Origin of the sequence: Lelliottia sp. 489 (assembly GCF_050435885.1) — a bacterium.
In the GTDB taxonomy this organism is placed as follows: Bacteria; Pseudomonadota; Gammaproteobacteria; order Enterobacterales; family Enterobacteriaceae; genus Enterobacter; species Enterobacter nimipressuralis.
Window position 1 is genome coordinate 1 of record NZ_JBNDLC010000001.1, and the last position, 16,479, is coordinate 16,479.

Sequence of the window (16,479 nt, forward strand, 5' to 3'; positions counted from 1 at the left end):
GGTTTTCTTTTGCGCGCTTGCAGGCCAGCTGGGTATCACCCAACTGACTGATTCCGCTTCTGGCGTCTCGCTCGGCGCTGAACAAATTGCAGAGCCGCTGGCGCTGTTTGGCGATGACGAGGAAATGGGGCCACGGCCAGCGCGGAGCTATCAGGTAACAAACGGGATCGCGGTGCTGCCCGTTTCCGGCACGCTGGTCAGCAAAACCCGGTCGCTGCAGCCTTATTCCGGTATGACTGGCTATAACGGGGTCATTGCCCGCCTGCAGCAGGCAATCAGCGATCCCGGCGTAGACGGTATCCTGCTTGATATGGACACGCCGGGCGGGATGGTGTCCGGGGCTTTTGACTGTGCCGATATTATTGCCCGGATGCGGGATATCAAGCCCGTCTGGGCGCTGGCGAACGATATGAACTGCAGCGCAGGGCAGCTTATTGCCAGTTCCGCATCGCGACGGCTTGTCACGCAAACGGCCAGAACCGGATCCATCGGCGTCATGATGGCGCACAGTAATTATGGCGCTGCACTGAAAACTAACGGCGTTGAGGTCACGCTGATTTACAGCGGCGATCGCAAAGTCGACGGCAATCCCTACGAAAAACTACCGAAGGACGTTCGCGCTGATTTTCAGACGCGTATCGATGCCACTCGTCAGATGTTTGCCGAAAAGGTTTCCGCTTATACCGGCATGTCAGTGCAGGCCGTTCTGGACACCGAAGCAGCTGTCTTCTCAGGCCAGGAGTCCGTGGATAATGGTCTGGCGGATGAACTTGTTAACAATACCGATGCGCTCGGCGTGATGCGTGAAGCACTCGACAGACGTAAAAAAACAACCACTGGAGGAACTATGCCATCAACTTCTGCATCTGCAGCGACCAATCAGCCAACTGACCAGACAGCTACACAGACTACTGCACCAACTGAGCAGGTCACCACCGTTGACACAACAACCGCTGCCTTAACGGCCCCGGCAGACCTCAGCGCTCAGGTTTCGGCAGCCGTAGCCGCCGAGAACGGTCGCATCATGGGTATTCTGAACTGCGAAGAGGCAAAAGGTCGCGAATCACAGGCTCGCGCGCTGGCCGAAACGCCGGGCATGACGATCGAGAGTGCGCAGCGCATTCTGGCCGCGGCGCCGCAAAGCGCCCAGGCGCGTACCGATACGGCGCTGGATCGTCTGATGGAAACCGCACCTGGCGCTCTTTCTGCAGGGAATGTCTCTGCTGAAGCCGGCGACGATTTGTTAAACACCCCCGTATAAGAGGCTAACATGGCAATCACCGAAGTATTTACTCATCACCAGCCGCTCGGTAACAGCGATCCGGCACACACTGCGTATGCACCGGGCGAACTGACAGCATCCACCCCGGCAATGACCCCGCTCATGCTCGATGCTACGTCAGGCAAGCTAACTGTTTGGGACGGCGAGAATGCAGGTGCAGCAACCGGCATTCTGGCGGTTACTGCTGACCAGAGCAGTGCAGAACTGGCATTTTATAAATCCGGTTCGTTCCGCATCGAAGATGTGCTCTGGCCATCTGCCGTTACCGACGAAAATATCAAGCGTAACGCGTTCGCCGGTACTGCGATCAGCATCGTTTAATCACCCTCAACTTTCATAAAAGCCGCATATGCGGCTTTTTTTACGGGAAAATTCTATGTCAGTGTACACAACAGCCCAGCTTCTGGCGGTCAATGAGAAGAAATTTAAGTTCGATCCGCTCTTCCTGCGCATCTTCTTTCGCGAAACTTATCCCTTCAGTACAGAAAAAGTCTACCTGTCGCAAATTCCTGGCCTGGTCAACATGGCTCTTTACGTGTCGCCGATTGTCTCCGGGAAAGTAATCCGTTCCCGTGGCGGCAGCACGTCGGAATTTACGCCTGGCTATGTGAAGCCTAAGCATGAAGTTAACCCGCTGATGACTCTTCGCCGCCTGCCTGATGAAGACCCACAAAATCTGGCCGACCCTGCCTATCGCCGCCGCCGCATCATCCTTCAAAACATGAAAGATGAAGAGCTGGCGATTGCACAGGTGGAAGAGAAGCAAGCTATTGAAGCTGTGCTCTATGGGAAATACACCATGAGCGGAGAAGCATTTGAGCCAGTAGAAGTCGATATGGGCCGCAGTGCCGGTAACAACATCATCCAGGCGGGTGCAGCTGCCTGGTCCTCTCGCGACAAAAAAACGTACGACCCGACCGATGATATTGAGGCGTACGCGCTCAACGCCAGCGGCACAATCAACATTATTGTGTTCGATCCGAAGGGCTGGGCATTGTTCCGCTCTTTCGACGCGGTGAAGGAAAAATTGGATACACGTCGCGGCTCTAACTCCGAGCTGGAAACCGCTCTGAAAGACCTGGGTGAAGCCGTTTCTTATAAGGGCATGTACGGAGATGTGGCCATTGTCGTTTACGCAGGCCAGCTTGTTGAAAATGACGTCAAAAAGAACGCTCTGCCAGACCTGACAATGGTGCTGGGAAATACACAGGCGCGCGGCCTGCGCACCTATGGCTGCATTCTGGATGCAGATGCCCAGCGCGAAGGCATTAATGCTTCAACGCGCTACCCGAAAAACTGGGTGCAAACGGGCGACCCGGCACGCGCGCCCCCCACGATTCAGTCAGCTCCGCTGATGCTGCTGCCAGATCCTGACGCGTTCGTTTCAGTCAAGCTGGCATAACTTTCCCCAGTGGCCCTGTCGGGCCACATTTCTGGAGTATTTTCCATGACAGAAAAAGAAACCCTTATCGCCCGACTGAAAGAGCTGGGCGTAAAGCTTGATCGTGAGGTCAATGTCACAGGCACGATCCAGGAGCTTACGTTACGTATTTCTGAGCTCGAAGAGGAACTCGACGAAGACGGACAAGAGGGAGCGGAAGCGGCCAGTAGTGCTGTTATCAGCACGTCAGGCCAGCCTGGCGCAGATATCGCCTCTGACTCGATTACCGAAAATCCTGCATCAACAGAGGTCGGCGCGCTGGTGGCGGTTGAAACGCTGGTGACCTTGCACATAAACGCGCTTCACGCCACGCGTAACGAGTCTGTGTCTATTGTCGAGCCTGGTGTCGTTATCCGCGTGACTGGCGTAGAGGCTAACGACCTGATATCTCGGGAGCTGGCCCGGGAAATCTGACAGGGGGCCGAATGGCTGATTTCGACAATCTTTTTGATGAAGCTATGGCGCGCGCGGATACCACTATACGTGGAGTGATGGGCGCAGAGGCAAGGATAACCTCCGGATCTTTATCCGGCATCACGCTCCGAGGGGTCTTTGACGATCCAGAGAACATTGGTTACGCCGAAGTGGGGATCCGAATTGATGGAACCAGGCCTACGTTGTTTGTGAACACATCGGATGTTAGCGGGCTGGAAAGGCTGGACACGCTGAAGGTTAACGGGCGTGAATTTTGGGTTGATCGCGTTGGCCCGAATGATTGCGGGTCCTGCCATGTTTGGCTGGGTAGTGGATCACCTCCCGGCGGTTCGCGGCGTCGTTAAGGAGCATTCATGTCGATAAAAGGTCTTGAGCAGGCGATCGCTAACCTGGATAGTCTGGACAGAAATATGGTTCCCAATGCTAGCGCATGGGCTGTGAACCGGGTTGCTGCTAATGGCGTCTCGGTTGCCGTCCGAAGGGTGGCGAAAGAAACGGTAGCCGGTGATAACCGAGTTTCGGGAATACCCGTAAAGCTGGTCCGACAAAGGGTGCGAATCAACAAAGCCTCGGCATCCGGGCATTCAGCGGCCCGAATTAAGGTTAACCGGGGCAATCTTCCCGCCATCAAACTCGGTGCCGCGCAGGTCAGGGCGACGAATCGAAAAGGCCCGCTGGTTCGAAAAAGTAGCGTGCTGAGAATTGGCCGTTATGTTTTTCGCGACGCCTTTATCCAGCGTCTGGCGAACGGCCGCTGGCACGTCATGAAGCGCATTGCAGGTAAAAGTCGTTATCCCATCGACGTGGTCAAAATCCCATTGTCCGCGCCCCTCACCACTGCTTTCGAAGCAGAGAAGAAACGCATGCTTGAAGAGGAAATGCCAAAACAACTTGGCTATGCCCTCAGGCAACAACTGAGGTTGCATCTGACACGATGAAACACACTCTCATTCGCCAGAAAATTATTGATGTGCTTGAAGAGGCCATCGGGAACGACGTCATGTTTTTTGATGGGCGCCCGGCTGTCATTGAGGAGGAGGATTTTCCTGCCGTCGCGGTCTATCTGACCGATGCGGAGTATACCGGCGAAGAACTTGATGCCGATATGTGGGCGGCAACGTTACATATCGAGGTCTTCCTGTCCTCGCAGGTACCAGATTCCGAACTGGATGAATGGATGGAAAGCCATATCTATCCGGCCCTCGCTGATGTTCCCGGCCTCGATTCACTGTTAACGCTCATGGTTCCACAAGGCTTCGATTACCAGCGCGATGATGCGATGGGGCTGTGGACTTCCGCCGATATGAAATATTCAATCACTTACGAAATGTGAGGAAAACATGCCAACACCAAATCCACTCGCTCCTGTAAAAGGTGCCGGTACCACGCTCTGGCTTTACACCGGCACGGGCAACGCTTTCGCTAACCCACTCTCGGATATCGACTGGAATCGCCTGGCGAAGATCAAAGAACTGACGCCGGGCGAAATGACCGCCGAATCGTATGACGATACTTACCTCGACGACGAGGATGCCGACTGGAACGCCACTGCCCAGGGGGCAAAATCTGCTGGCGATACCTCGTTCACACTCGCGTGGAAGCCGGGCGAAGAAGGGCAAAAAGACCTGGTAGCATGGTTTATTGATGGCTCAGTACGCTATTACAAAATCAAATACCCGAACGGTACCGTCGACGTTTTCCGCGGCTGGTGCAGTAGCCTGGGTAAAGCCATCCCGGCAAAAGAAGTCATTACCCGTACAGCGAAAATCACCAATACCGGCAAGCCGGAGCTGGCTGAAGAAAGCGGGACCCCGAATATCCCCGTGACCAGCGTTACGCTCGATAAAGCCACTGCAAGCGTGGCCGTCGGCGCAACCACAACGCTCAATGTGACGGTTAACCCTGCCAGCGCCTCAGATACCTCCTTCCGCGTGGCAACCTCCGACGGGGCAAAAGCAACGGTCACCGTTAGCGGCAACGCGATCACCGTCACCGGCGTGGCGGCAGGCACCGCTGACATTATTGTTATGACCAGCGACGGTAATTTCGTTGCGGTCTGCAAAATCACCGTAACTGCAGCGTAAGGAAGGATGCATGTTTCTGAAAAAAGAGAAGTTCACCTGGCAAACAGAATCCCTGACAATCTTCGAGCTGTCGGCGCTTCAGCGTATTGAGTACATCAAGTTTATGGCCGCAGAGGAAAAGGCCGTCAGCGCTGACAGCGACGGCATCAGCGATCAGGAAATGACGGCCAGGCTGATTGGCTCAAATATTCGCTGCGGTGCGCGTTTGATCGCGATGTCTTTGTGGCACAACGATCCGGCTGGCACGGATGTCGAAACGTTGTATCAGCAGGTCCTGAACGGCTGGCCGCCGGAGGCGATCGGTAAAGCCGAAATGGAAATAAAGCTGCTTTCCGGCATGCTCGTTCCGGTTGAGGATGACAATGCCGCCAATCCAGATGCCTCTGCTGAGGCCGAAAGCTCAGAACCCGTTACGGCGGAAAAGCCCTTGCCAGCGAGCTGAAGTTTGTCCTGAATCTGGCGCGCGAGTTCGGGCGACCCGACTGGCGCGCCATGCTGGCTGGAATGACTTCCAGTGAACTGGGCGACTGGCACCAGTTCTACCGGGAGCATTATTTTCAGGACGCGCAGCTCGATGCGCATTTTTCCGGATTGCTTTACTCCATCTCCACTCTTTTCTTCCGTGACCCGGAACTTACCCCCGCACATTTCAGTCTGCTTTCTCCTTCAAGTAGCGTCATCAGTGATGATGAACCGGATGATGACACGCTGATGACCGCCGCTGAGGGGATCACAGGAGGTATCCGATATGGCCCAGCAGATTAGCGATCTGGTTATTAAGCTGGATGTTGACCGCGCCACTTTCAGCGAGCAGGTCGCCCGAATCAAAGGGCAACTGACAGGAATGGCGGATGAGTCTGATAAAGTTCAGGCGCGAATGCAGCGTGCTGCGGATCGTCAGAGCGCAGCACTAAAGAGCGTGGGCGACGCTGGTGCAGCTGCAGCTTCTGAGATGAAAGCCCGTCAGTCTGCTGCAACAGAAGGGCTTGCCAAAGACTGGCAGAACGTCTCGAAATCCGTTGATGAAACTCACCGCCGCGTGACCGAGCTTAATCAACGCATGCGTGAAAATGACGGGCAGGCCGCAGCACTTGCCCGTCGACAGGATGAACTGGCGGCATCATTTTTCCGCCAGATTGACGGCGTTCGCCAGCTCAATGGTGAAACTCAGTCTCTTGCTAACGTGCAGGCGCGCTTTAGAGCGGCAAGGGCACAGGGAAACATCACTCAACAGGATTACCTCGCTCTTATTTCCCGAACAACGGCCCGGCAAAAAGAACTGCAGGTAGTGGAGGAAAAATCTGCGGCAGCGCGTACACGATTTCTTACCCAACTGAAGCAACAGGTCGCGGAGCAAAAGCTCTCCGGTACCGAGCTGCTGCGCATGAAAGCGGCGCAGGTCGGAGCCAGTGATGCGGCGGAGGTCTACATCCGCAAGCTTGAGGCCGCAAAAGTCGCTACGCATGGGCTGGGCCTACAAAGCTCTGCGGCACGCCGTGAAATCGGCATCCTGGTTGGTGAGGTCGCCAGAGGGAACTTTGGTGCCCTGCGCGGCTCCAGTATCACGCTGGCCAACCGCGCCGGTTGGATAGACCAGCTTATGACGCTGAGGGGGCTTGGCATCGCTGGTGTAGTCGGAGGCATTGGCGCAGCAGTCATCGGTCTGGGTAAGGCCTGGTATGACGGCAGTAAAGAGTCAGAGGAATTCAACAAACAGCTGATCCTTACCGGGAACTATGCCGGGAAAACGTCAGGCCAACTGCAGGCGCTTGCACGCTCACTGGCGGGTAATGGCATCACACAGCATGCTGCTGCAGGCGTGTTGGCGCAGGTCGTTGGAAGCGGCGCGTTCAGCGGTAATGACGTCAGCATGGTCAGCAATGTTGCCGCCAGGCTGCAGCAGGCTACCGGGCAGGCCGTTGACGAAACCATAAATCAGTTTAAACGCCTGAAGGATGATCCGGTTAACTCGGTCACGACGCTCAACGATTCCCTTCATTTTCTGACCGCCACCCAGTATGAACAGATAGCTTCTGCTCAGGCGCTGGGGGATTCGCAGAAAGCTGCCGAGCTGGCCATGCGGGCATATTCTGACGCGGTCATTCAGCGCGCCGGGGCGGTCGAGGATAATCTTGGCTCCCTCGAAAAAGCCTGGAACTGGGTGAAGAATGCCGCCTCCGGTGCATGGGATGCGATGCTTGGCATAGGGCGTAATCCTGACACCGCGATGAAGCGCCAGGACTCTTTTGCTGAATGGCAGGCAGCAGAGAAAGAGTACCGAGCGCTGTCCAGCAATCTTAAGGTCGACCCTGATTATGCTGGTAACAACGTTCTGCAGAAAGCGGATGCGGAAAGGCTGAGAAACGCGCGCCAGCAGGTGGAACTGAAAAAGCAGGCTTACGATCTTGCCGATCAGCAATACGCCAAGGAAGGGCTGGCAGCCGCGCGTGAAAAAATGCGAACGGACCAGCAGGCTCAGGCAATCCGCAGCCAGCAGCAGTTTAACCAATTGGTGGAGTCCGGCGCGACGGCGGCAGAAAAGCGGGCTTCAGCAGAGAAAAAACTCAGTCAGCTTATTGAGAAAAACCGCCAGGATGCGAAAGACGGTGTCGCCACGCTGTGGACTGAAAAGGATATTGCCGCGGCCCGCGCCGGGATTGAAAAGCAGTGGAAGGATCCAAAAACGCCGAAAGGCAAAAGCTACTCAACGCCCGCCGGGGACAAAGCCGAGGAAAAGGCGCAGGCCGAACTTCTCACCCTTCAGGCCCAGCTTAAAACGCTTGAGCAGCATACCAGCGTTAACGACGTCATAAGCAAACAGCGTCAGGATCTCTGGCAGACTGAAAATCAGCTCACCGTTCTGCAGGAGGCCGCGGGGCGTCGTCAGCTTACGGCGCAGGAAAAATCCCTGCTGGCGCACAAGGAAGAAACGCTCGAATACAAGCGGCAGCTGGCCGACCTGGGCGATAAGGTCGCCAGCCAGCAAAAGCTCAACCAGCTGGCCGATCAGGCAGTGAAGTTTGAGCAGCAGCAAAAAGCCGCCAGGGCGGGCCTGCAGGCTCAGTCTGAGGGGGTATCCACCCGGGAAGCCGGGCGACAAACTACGCTGCAGCGTCTCAGCGAAAGCTATTCGTACAATCCTCAGGCGCAGCAAAAGGTTCTCGAAGAGCAAAGGGCGACGTTCGAGGCTGAAGATGCCCTGCGCGCAAACTGGCTGGCCGGTGCGAAACAGGGCTGGGCCGAATATCAGGATTCAGCAACAAACGTCTTCAGCTCGGTACAGCAGATTTCACAGGCAACGTTCAGCGGGCTGGCGGGCCAGCTTACCAGCCTGACTACAACCGGGAAGGCGAGCTTTCGGGACTTCACCAGCTCGATCCTTAAAATGATTGTGTCCGTTATCAACCAGCTGCTGGTGGCTTACGCCATCCAGAGCGCAATGGGCTGGGTGAGCGGCGGGGCGAAAGCCTCCTCTGCAGGTCAGTCATTCGCGGTCCCGTCATACCGGCCACAAGGTTTTGACGCAGGTGGCTATACCGGGCACGGCGGAAAATATGAGCCTGCAGGAGTGGTACATCGCGGGGAGTTCGTCTTCACCAAAGAGTCAACCAGTCGTATCGGCGTGGCCAATCTTTATCGGCTTATGCGCGGGTATGCCTCGGGTGGTCTGGTCGGCGGCGGGAGCGCAGCCGGGGCTGGTATGGGCGGGATCAGTGTTTATGCCCCAGTCAGCATCAACCAGCAGGGGAGTGACGGGAGCATAAATCAGGCGAACGCCACGGGGACGGCGAAACAGCTGCAGGCGATTGTTCAGCAGACAATCACCGAGCGACTTAAAAAAGAAATGTCCGCAGGCGGCGTGCTTTATTCGAGGAGGAAACAGTGACGGACACGTTTACCTGGCGCACGCGAAAAACCGCGCAGGGCACTGAAACAGCCCGAACGCTGCAGGCGCAGTTTGGCGATGGCTACAAACAGATCGCGGGGATGGGTATCAACGACAAACAGGAAACGTGGAACCTGGACTGGACGGGAACCAGACAGGAAGCCGCTGAGCTGCGCGCTTTTCTGATGTCTCACGTCACTAAATCGTTCTGGTGGACAACGCCATGGGGGGAAAAAAACTGTTCAGAATGAAGGCCGATTCGTTCAGCGTTTCATTCCCTACCGGGAAAAAAGCCACGGTGGCCTTCACTTTTGAACAGGCGTTCGCGCCCTGATTTTTCGACAAACACTGAAAGCTGCCTCCGGGCGGCTTTTTTTATGGGGGGAGTATGAGTTTTACGGCAGATATACAACAGCTTGAGCCCGGCAGCGTTATTCAGCTGATTGAGATCGACGGCACTGAATTCGGTATGGATCAGGTGCTGCGTTTTCATGCGCACAATATTCAGGAAGAGGGGTGGGCAGCCTTCGCCGCAGAAAATCTGCCCGCAATTATCTGGCAGGGAAACCAGTACGATCCCCATCCCTACGAACTGAAGGGGATGGAGTTATCGAGTACAGGGTCCCAGCCAACGCCCACGCTGTCCGTCGGGAACGTCGGAAACTATGTCACGGCACTGTGTCTCGAATATGACGATATGGTCAGGGCGAGGGTCAAAATCCATACCACGCTTTCGAAGTATCTCGATGCCGCCAACTGGAAAAACGGTAATCCAGGTGCCAGCCCGGCCGATGAGCGCGTACAGCTCTTTTACGTCAATGCTAAAACCGCAGAGACGCGGGTACAGGTTGATTTCGAGCTGTGTTCGCCTTTCGATATTCAGAGCCTGCAGCTGCCAACACGGCAGATTATTCCTGTCTGCACCTGGTGTATGCGGGGCTGGTACCGAAGCGGGACCGGATGCGATTACAACGGCACGAAATACTTTACCAAAGACGGTACGCCGACCGATGACCCGTCGAAAGACGTTTGTGGCGGCCGCCGGCAGGATTGTCAGGATCGTCACGGCCCGGACGCGCCGCTGCCGTTCGGTGGTTTTCCGGCCGCCAACCTGCAGGGGAAATAAAGATGCGTGAAAAATTGCTGGATGCTATCCGTCAGCACGTCGCTGCTGAATACCCCAAAGAAGCCTGCGGTCTGATTGTTCAGTCAGGCCAGCAGCAAATCTTTATTCCCTGCCGCAACATTGCCGATAAACCCGAGGATACATTCACGCTCTCCCCGGAAGACCAGCTCGCTGCCCGCGCGCGCGGTGAGATCATCATGCTCATTCATTCCCATCCGGATGTGGTTCGGCTGGTGCCCTCGGAGCTGGACCGGATCCAGTGCGACTGGTCGGGTATTGAGTGGGGGATCATGTCCTGGCCGGACGGGGATTTTTGTACGATTTCCCCGCGTGAAGACCGGGATTATGCCGGGCGGCAGTGGGTACTGGGTTACGCCGACTGCTGGTCGCTTATCCGTGAATTTTATCTGCGCGAATACGGCATTGTTCTCGGGAACTATTCGGTACCTTACGAATGGTGGGAGAGCGGCAAGGAGCGGCTCTACGACGACAACTGGGAGCGTGAGGGATTTGTTGAGATTGCCGCCGGTGCAATGCAGCCAGGGGACATCATCATGATGAGTGTGCAGGCATCAGTGACTAATCACGCCGCGGTATATGTGGGTGACAACATCATTCTCCATCATCTGTTCGGGCATCTTTCTTCGCGAACGCCTTATGGAAAATATTATCGTGACAGAACGGTCCGGGTGGTCAGGCATAAGGAGAGAATGCATGGTTAAGACGCTAATTCTCGAAGGGAAAATGGCTAAAAAATTCGGTAAACGCGTTCAGTTTGATGTTGCCGATCTGCGCGAAATGCTCAGGGCAGTATGTTCGCAGGTTCCCGGCTTCAAAAAATACATGTCGGAAGCCCATATGAAGGGGATCCGTTTCGCCTTTTTCAACGGGGATAACAATATCGGGCTGGAAGAGTTTGATATGACCCGCGGGGGAAGCGTATACCGGGTCGTGCCCGTTTATGAGGGGGCCAAAAACTCTGGCGTCCTTCAGATAGTTGTTGGTGCCGTTGCGCTGGTCGCCGCATTCTTTACTGCTGGTGCGAGCATGGCCGCGTGGGGGGCAGCCATGAGTGCAACAGCCATCAGTGCCACGTCAATTTTGACCGGGGTCGGGGTGTCAATGATGCTGGGCGGCGTTGTCCAGATGCTCACGCCCCAGCCATCCTTCGGCGCGGGTAAATCCTCAAGCACGGATAACACGCCTAACTATGCCTTCGGGGCGCCGGTCAATACCGTCGCTATGGGGCATCCTGTCCCCCTGGCCTACGGTCTGATCGAGGCAGGGGGAGCGATAGTCAGCGCCGGTATGTACTCGAGCGATCAGCAGTAGGCCAGCGGCCATTAACTTAAAGGTGCTTCGGCACCTTTTTTTATGGGTGAAAAAATGCAGCTTCTTGAACAAGAAACCATCCTGCAGGGTGCCAAAGGGGGCGGGGGTAGCGCGCACACTCCGGTTGAGCAGCCTGACGATCTGCTGTCGGTCGCAAAATTAAAAATGCTCATTGCCGTTTCTGAGGGGGAAATACAGGGCGACCTGACCGCACAGAACATTTTTCTCAACGATACGCCGCTGGCAAACGACAGCGGGGAGTACAACTTCAGCGGCGTGAAATGGGAGTTCCGCAAGGGCACACAGGACCAGACTTACATCGCCGGGATGCCCCAGGTCGATAACGAGCTGGCGGTGGGCACCACGGTCACCACCACGTCGCCCTGGACACGCCAGTTTACCAATCTTTCCCTGGATGCCATCCGCATCAAGCTCAGCCTTCCGGTCCAGTATCTCTATAAAGATAACGGCGATATGGTGGGCACGGTCACAGAGTATGCGATCGATTTATCAACGGACGGCGGCGCGTGGAAAACGGTTGTAAACGGCAAGTTTGACGGAAAGACCACGACGGAATATCAGCGAGATCACCGTATCGATCTGCCAAAATCCACGTCCGGCTGGTCTGTCAGAGTCAGACGTATTACGGCTGATGCCAGTGGATCAAATTCGAAACTGGTTAACGCCTTCAAGGTGTTTTCGTATGCGGAAGTCATCGACAGCAAGCTTCGTTATCCTTTAACCGCGCTACTGTATGTCGAAGTGGACAGCAGCCAGTTCAACGGCAGCGCGCCGAAAGTGACCTGTAAGATAAAAGGCAAGTTGATTAAGGTTCCGGATAATTACGATCCTACAACCCGAACCTATTCTGGCTCATGGTCCGGCGGGTTCAAAATGGCCTGGTCCAATAACCCCGCCTGGATATTTTACGATCTGATTCTGGATGAAATTTACGGCATGGGCACGCGCGTGGATGCGTCCATGGTGGATAAGTGGGCGCTGTATTCAATCGCCCAGTATTGCGACGAGCTGGTTTCCGACGGGGTTGGTAGCACCGAACCGCGTTTCACCTGCAACATTTTCATTCAGAGCCAGGAGGACGCCTGGCAGGTACTTAACGATCTCGCCGCGGTATTTCGTGGAATAACGTTCTGGGGCAACGATCAGATTTATGTCCAGGCAGACGTCCCGCAGGACGATGTTGACTGGGTTTATAACGTCTCAAACGTTATCGATGGGCTGTTTACTTATGCGGGCGGCTCATACAAGAATCGCTACAGCTCCTGCCTGGTGTCCTGGTCCGATCCGCAGAACCATTACAGCGATACCGTTGAGGGGGTCTACGATTCGGCGCTTGTAGAGCGTTACGACGTCCGGCAGACGTCCCTCACCGCAATCGGCTGCACCTCGCAAAGTGAAGCGCACCGACGCGGTCGCTGGGTATTGCTCTCCAATGCCAAAGACGGGACCGTATCGTTTGGCGTGGGGCTGGACGGTTATATCCCTCTGCCCGCTGAAATTATCGGTGTCGCCGATCCTTTCCGTTCTGGTAAGGAGAATGGGGGCCGCATAAGGGCGGTCAACGGCCGCCAGATTACCCTGGATCGAGAAATAGACTACGCGGCGAAAGACCGGCTGGTGGTTAACCTTCCCGACGGAAAAGCCCAGACGCGGACAATCAGCGCGGTGAGCGCCGATAAAAAAACGGTGACGGTGGCTACGGCATTCAGTCAGGTTCCTGTGGCGGGCGCTGTCTGGGCGATAGACAGTGATAACCTCGCAATACAGTACTTCAGGGTCACTTCAATCGCGGCTAACGACGACAGCACAGGCGGTTTCACTATTACGGCCGTTCAGCACGATCCAAACAAATACCGTTACATCGATGACGGCGTTCGGGTCGAGTCGCCCCCGATCACCGTCACGCCGATAAGCGTCCTGTCTGCTCCGAAGAATATCGTGGTGACTGAGAGCGATCATGTGTCTCAGGGGCTGACTGTAGCAAGCCTGGAGGTGTCATGGGATAAGGTAGAGGGCGCAATCCGGTACGTTGCCCAGTGGCGTAAGGACAACGGGGACTGGATAAACGTTCCGGTTACCAGCGCGCAGGGTTTCTCGGTTCAGGGCATTTATTCGGGCAGCTATGATGTGCGCGTCCGGGCGCTGAATGCGCAGGATACGTCGTCACCATGGGGATACGGTGAAACAACTTATCTCTCCGGTAAAACGGGAAAACCGGGTACTCCGCTCAACTTCCTGGCGACCGACGATGTGGTCTGGCATATCGACCTGACCTGGAAATTTCCGGATGGCTCTGGCGACACGGCCTATACAGAGATTCAGCGCGCCACAACTGCCGACCACGCCAATCCTGAACTGCTGGTCCTGGTGCCGTACCCGGCTGCAGATTATCAGCATGGACCCATGCCGGCTGGCGTTCGCCAGTGGTACCGCGCGCGCCTGATTGACCGTATTGGTAACGCCGGAGACTGGACCGACTGGATCATGGGCACGTCCTCGATAGATGTCAGCGAAATAACCAATGACATTCTGGAGGATATGAAAGAGTCGGAAACGTTCAAGGACCTAATCGAGAACGCGGTGGACAGCAATGAAAAAATTGCTGGCATGGCTGACGACATCAAACAGAATGCCGACGACCTTGAGCAGCAGGCGCTGGCCATTCAGGAAAACGCTGATGTTCTGGCTCAGGCAGCTGTGAAGATCGACGAGATTTCTGTATCGATGGATGGCATGACGGGAGGGGTGAAGAACTCCGCTATCGCCATAATCCAGAACGGGCTGGCGCAGGTTACTTCGCGTCGATCTCAAACTGTGACGAATGCCGGAAACAGCGCCAGCATCGACCGCATTGACACAACGATTACGGATACCAGTTCGGCGGTTGCCCGTGCACTTGTTACGCTGGATGCATCTGCCGGTGGCAATATTTCCAACGCAACCGATCTCACCGAAACCCTGGCTGACTTCACTCAGGCATCTGCAACAAAAATCAATTCTCTGACCGTAACGGTGAATGGACAGACTGCTGCTATCACGCAAACCGCTAATGCGGTGGCTGACATTAACGGCAACATCAGCGCGATGTATAACATCAAAGTTGGCGTGGCCGCTAACGGGCAGTATTACGCCGCCGGGATGGGGATCGGCGTCGAGAACACTCCTTCTGGTATGCAGTCGCAGGTTATCTTCCTGGCTGATCGTTTCGCCGTAACCACCCAGGCTGGCAGCACTGTAGCATTGCCGTTCGTTATCCAGAACGGCCAGACGTTCATCAATGATGCCTTCATTAAAGATGCAACTATCACCCGGGCTAAATTGGCTGAAACAATCAGTTCGGCTAACTACGTTCAGGGACAGGTTGGCCTGTCTATAAACTTCAAAACCGGAACGCTTGAAAACAATGGTTCGACAGCGGGCGAGGGGGCTATGAAGCAGACCAACCAGACAATCAGCGTCAAAGACGGCAGTAATGTACTGAGGGTGCAGGTTGGCAGGTTAACGGGAGTGTTCTGATATGGCCTACGGGATACAAACTTGGGATGCGTCGGGTAAACCCAATAACTACGGTATCAAGCCAGTTTCCGTTGTTGGGCGTATACAACTGGCTGCCGGACAAACATCTGGCAGTTGGTCTTTTACAATTCCCTCTGGAATGAAAGTCGGCTTTGTTCTTTCACTCGATGAAGGAGGAAGCAGCGTAGGTCGGCGCATTGTAGCATCGGGGAACACTATAACCGTATCAGCTGCCTCTACTGTAGGACTGGGCAATTATCCGGCATCAAAGTGTGAGGTGGTCATTTTCATGGAGAAATCATAATGGCCGAATTTGGCGCAATGATATTAATGGATAACGGGAATCCCTTTGTTACACCACAATCAACACCTTTTTGTCTTTACGGAAAGTACACCTTTAATTCATCCGCTAATGGCAGTTCTCAGCAGGTTGCACAGAATATTGCATTGAACGCAAGTTATCCTGCGATGGTATTTATTAAAACCACCAATACAGCACAGCCCACGCCAGTTATGTCTTACAGGAATGGCGGCAATATCTATGTTGGCGGGGTTAACCCCTATAACCAGAGTTTCACCCTGACAGTATATGTATTTGCCGTATTCCCGCAGACATTACCGAAATGGGGTCTGGCTATTTGGGACGCAGCCGGAAAGCTTGTGCTGACAAATGAGTCTCGCGTTTTATCAGACCTGCAGACAGTTGGCACGCCGGGCGCAAACGGGGGGATCAATATTGACCAGACGCTGAGCGGTTCGTGGGCCGTCGCGCCTGCACAGCTGGGTCAGACCATAATCGTAAATAACTCCACCCAACCTCCTACCATTTACACAATCAATGCATATTCGTCATGCAGGTTCGATGGAACAAATACGAGGGTAAACGCTGGCGGGACTTCAACGGGGACAGGGGCGCCGGGAGGCGGTACAAATACCGGGATTTCATTAACAGCGATAAATACAGCGGTCTATGACTGATTGATCGTTTTGAGCGATCAATAACAGATAATTGATCTATCTAATCAATTATACCCACCTCTTTCATGTTGGTATTGTCTAAGTTCATGAATACCTTGGGATACCATTACATGAATAAGCTACTCATCTGCCTGGCTGGAGCTGTCATGCTGTCTGGCTGCGCTGGCGTACTTGAGAAACAGGAACCAGTTTGCAGTGGCACAGCCATCGTTGGCGGTCAGGAAAATACGGTTCAAATTTACGGCGTTCGCAAACAAAACAACCAGACACAGTACCGAGCCGGATACCCTTTCAACTGGCGCTGGGTAAGTGCGAACACATTCACTGACACCACCTGCAAATAACCAACCATTTTTAAATAACAACCTCGCTCTGGCG

Annotated in this window: 17 protein-coding genes and 2 pseudogenes; all 19 read left to right on the forward strand. The window is 54.8% G+C overall.

All coding sequences use genetic code 11. The features are described from left to right. The coding region (locus ABIE11_RS00005; protein ID WP_429183460.1) for a S49 family peptidase at positions 1–1,261 on the forward strand (1,261 nt) is incomplete at its 5' end. Positions 1,262–1,270: 9 nt separating this feature from the next. Beyond that, positions 1,271–1,603 carry a head decoration protein gene (locus ABIE11_RS00010; protein WP_040017192.1) on the forward strand — a complete coding sequence of 111 codons (333 nt, stop codon included), beginning with the start codon at positions 1,271–1,273 and terminating at the stop codon, positions 1,601–1,603. Between the two features lie 55 nt (positions 1,604–1,658). Further along, positions 1,659–2,684, forward strand: a complete 1,026-nt coding sequence (locus tag ABIE11_RS00015; protein WP_429183461.1) for a major capsid protein — start codon at positions 1,659–1,661, stop codon at positions 2,682–2,684. A 45-nt stretch (positions 2,685–2,729) separates the two neighbouring features. Continuing rightward, complete coding sequence (gpFI, locus tag ABIE11_RS00020) at positions 2,730–3,137, forward strand: DNA-packaging protein FI (protein WP_429183462.1); 408 nt, start codon at positions 2,730–2,732, stop codon at positions 3,135–3,137. 11 nt (positions 3,138–3,148) lie between these two features. Then, on the forward strand, positions 3,149–3,502 hold the full coding sequence (locus ABIE11_RS00025) for a head-tail joining protein (protein ID WP_429183463.1): 354 nt from the start codon (positions 3,149–3,151) through the stop codon (positions 3,500–3,502). A gap of 9 nt (positions 3,503–3,511) precedes the next feature. Then, positions 3,512–4,096, forward strand: coding sequence for a phage tail protein (locus ABIE11_RS00030; RefSeq protein WP_023292731.1), 585 nt, complete (start codon positions 3,512–3,514; stop codon positions 4,094–4,096). Further along, positions 4,093–4,491 carry a phage minor tail U family protein gene (locus ABIE11_RS00035; RefSeq protein WP_040017196.1) on the forward strand — a complete coding sequence of 133 codons (399 nt, stop codon included), beginning with the start codon at positions 4,093–4,095 and terminating at the stop codon, positions 4,489–4,491. The genes ABIE11_RS00030 and ABIE11_RS00035 overlap by 4 nt, the downstream gene beginning before the upstream one ends. Positions 4,492–4,498: 7 nt before the next feature. Beyond that, on the forward strand, positions 4,499–5,242 hold the full coding sequence (locus ABIE11_RS00040; RefSeq protein WP_429183465.1) for a phage tail protein: 744 nt from the start codon (positions 4,499–4,501) through the stop codon (positions 5,240–5,242). 10 nt (positions 5,243–5,252) lie between these two features. Further along, positions 5,253–5,684, forward strand: a complete 432-nt coding sequence (gene gpG, locus ABIE11_RS00045; RefSeq protein ID WP_429183466.1) for a phage tail assembly chaperone G — start codon at positions 5,253–5,255, stop codon at positions 5,682–5,684. Next, positions 5,681–5,998 (forward strand): annotated as a pseudogene (locus ABIE11_RS00050) (phage tail assembly protein T); the annotation flags it as partial. The gene gpG and the pseudogene ABIE11_RS00050, both read left to right, overlap by 4 nt. Beyond that, positions 5,991–9,128, forward strand: coding sequence for a phage tail tape measure protein (locus ABIE11_RS00055; protein ID WP_429183468.1), 3,138 nt, complete (start codon positions 5,991–5,993; stop codon positions 9,126–9,128). The pseudogene ABIE11_RS00050 and the gene ABIE11_RS00055, both read left to right, overlap by 8 nt. Next, positions 9,125–9,462 (forward strand): annotated as a pseudogene (locus tag ABIE11_RS00060) (phage tail protein). The gene ABIE11_RS00055 and the pseudogene ABIE11_RS00060 overlap by 4 nt, the downstream one beginning before the upstream one ends. Positions 9,463–9,516: 54 nt before the next feature. Beyond that, the gene (locus ABIE11_RS00065; protein ID WP_409255646.1) at positions 9,517–10,254 is read left to right on the forward strand and encodes a phage minor tail protein L; all 738 of its coding nucleotides are present in this window, start codon (positions 9,517–9,519) and stop codon (positions 10,252–10,254) included. 2 nt (positions 10,255–10,256) lie between these two features. Then, complete coding sequence (locus tag ABIE11_RS00070) at positions 10,257–10,976, forward strand: C40 family peptidase (protein ID WP_409255647.1); 720 nt, start codon at positions 10,257–10,259, stop codon at positions 10,974–10,976. Beyond that, positions 10,969–11,586, forward strand: a complete 618-nt coding sequence (locus ABIE11_RS00075) for a tail assembly protein (protein WP_429183469.1) — start codon at positions 10,969–10,971, stop codon at positions 11,584–11,586. The genes ABIE11_RS00070 and ABIE11_RS00075 overlap by 8 nt, the downstream gene beginning before the upstream one ends. A gap of 54 nt (positions 11,587–11,640) precedes the next feature. Next, complete coding sequence (locus ABIE11_RS00080; protein ID WP_429183470.1) at positions 11,641–15,123, forward strand: host specificity protein J; 3,483 nt, start codon at positions 11,641–11,643, stop codon at positions 15,121–15,123. Between the two features lies 1 nt (position 15,124). Next, entirely contained in the window at positions 15,125–15,427 is a 303-nt protein-coding gene (locus ABIE11_RS00085) for a hypothetical protein (protein ID WP_429183472.1), read from the forward strand. Next, positions 15,427–16,101: a hypothetical protein gene (locus tag ABIE11_RS00090; protein WP_429183473.1), complete on the forward strand. Its 675-nt coding sequence runs from the start codon at positions 15,427–15,429 to the stop codon at positions 16,099–16,101. The genes ABIE11_RS00085 and ABIE11_RS00090 overlap by 1 nt, the downstream gene beginning before the upstream one ends. Positions 16,102–16,211: 110 nt before the next feature. After that, the gene (cor, locus tag ABIE11_RS00095) at positions 16,212–16,445 is read left to right on the forward strand and encodes a phage exclusion lipoprotein Cor (protein WP_429183474.1); all 234 of its coding nucleotides are present in this window, start codon (positions 16,212–16,214) and stop codon (positions 16,443–16,445) included. Positions 16,446–16,479: the final 34 nt, after the last annotated feature.

Excerpts from the sequence above, each read along its gene's own strand:
- ABIE11_RS00065 (WP_409255646.1), top strand. The coding sequence starts at position 9,517 with ATGAGTTTTACGGCAGATATACAACAGCTTGAGCCCGGCAGCGTTATT.
- gpG (WP_429183466.1), top strand. The coding sequence starts at position 5,253 with ATGTTTCTGAAAAAAGAGAAGTTCACCTGGCAAACAGAATCCCTGACA.
- ABIE11_RS00075 (WP_429183469.1), top strand. The coding sequence starts at position 10,969 with ATGGTTAAGACGCTAATTCTCGAAGGGAAAATGGCTAAAAAATTCGGT.
- ABIE11_RS00040 (WP_429183465.1), top strand. The coding sequence starts at position 4,499 with ATGCCAACACCAAATCCACTCGCTCCTGTAAAAGGTGCCGGTACCACG.
- ABIE11_RS00030 (WP_023292731.1), top strand. The coding sequence starts at position 3,512 with ATGTCGATAAAAGGTCTTGAGCAGGCGATCGCTAACCTGGATAGTCTG.
- cor (WP_429183474.1), top strand. The coding sequence starts at position 16,212 with ATGAATAAGCTACTCATCTGCCTGGCTGGAGCTGTCATGCTGTCTGGC.
- ABIE11_RS00080 (WP_429183470.1), top strand. The coding sequence starts at position 11,641 with ATGCAGCTTCTTGAACAAGAAACCATCCTGCAGGGTGCCAAAGGGGGC.
- ABIE11_RS00085 (WP_429183472.1), top strand. The coding sequence starts at position 15,125 with ATGGCCTACGGGATACAAACTTGGGATGCGTCGGGTAAACCCAATAAC.
- gpFI (WP_429183462.1), top strand. The coding sequence starts at position 2,730 with ATGACAGAAAAAGAAACCCTTATCGCCCGACTGAAAGAGCTGGGCGTA.
- ABIE11_RS00090 (WP_429183473.1), top strand. The coding sequence starts at position 15,427 with ATGGCCGAATTTGGCGCAATGATATTAATGGATAACGGGAATCCCTTT.
- ABIE11_RS00015 (WP_429183461.1), top strand. The coding sequence starts at position 1,659 with ATGTCAGTGTACACAACAGCCCAGCTTCTGGCGGTCAATGAGAAGAAA.
- ABIE11_RS00025 (WP_429183463.1), top strand. The coding sequence starts at position 3,149 with ATGGCTGATTTCGACAATCTTTTTGATGAAGCTATGGCGCGCGCGGAT.
- ABIE11_RS00010 (WP_040017192.1), top strand. The coding sequence starts at position 1,271 with ATGGCAATCACCGAAGTATTTACTCATCACCAGCCGCTCGGTAACAGC.
- ABIE11_RS00055 (WP_429183468.1), top strand. The coding sequence starts at position 5,991 with ATGGCCCAGCAGATTAGCGATCTGGTTATTAAGCTGGATGTTGACCGC.
- ABIE11_RS00070 (WP_409255647.1), top strand. The coding sequence starts at position 10,257 with ATGCGTGAAAAATTGCTGGATGCTATCCGTCAGCACGTCGCTGCTGAA.
- ABIE11_RS00035 (WP_040017196.1), top strand. The coding sequence starts at position 4,093 with ATGAAACACACTCTCATTCGCCAGAAAATTATTGATGTGCTTGAAGAG.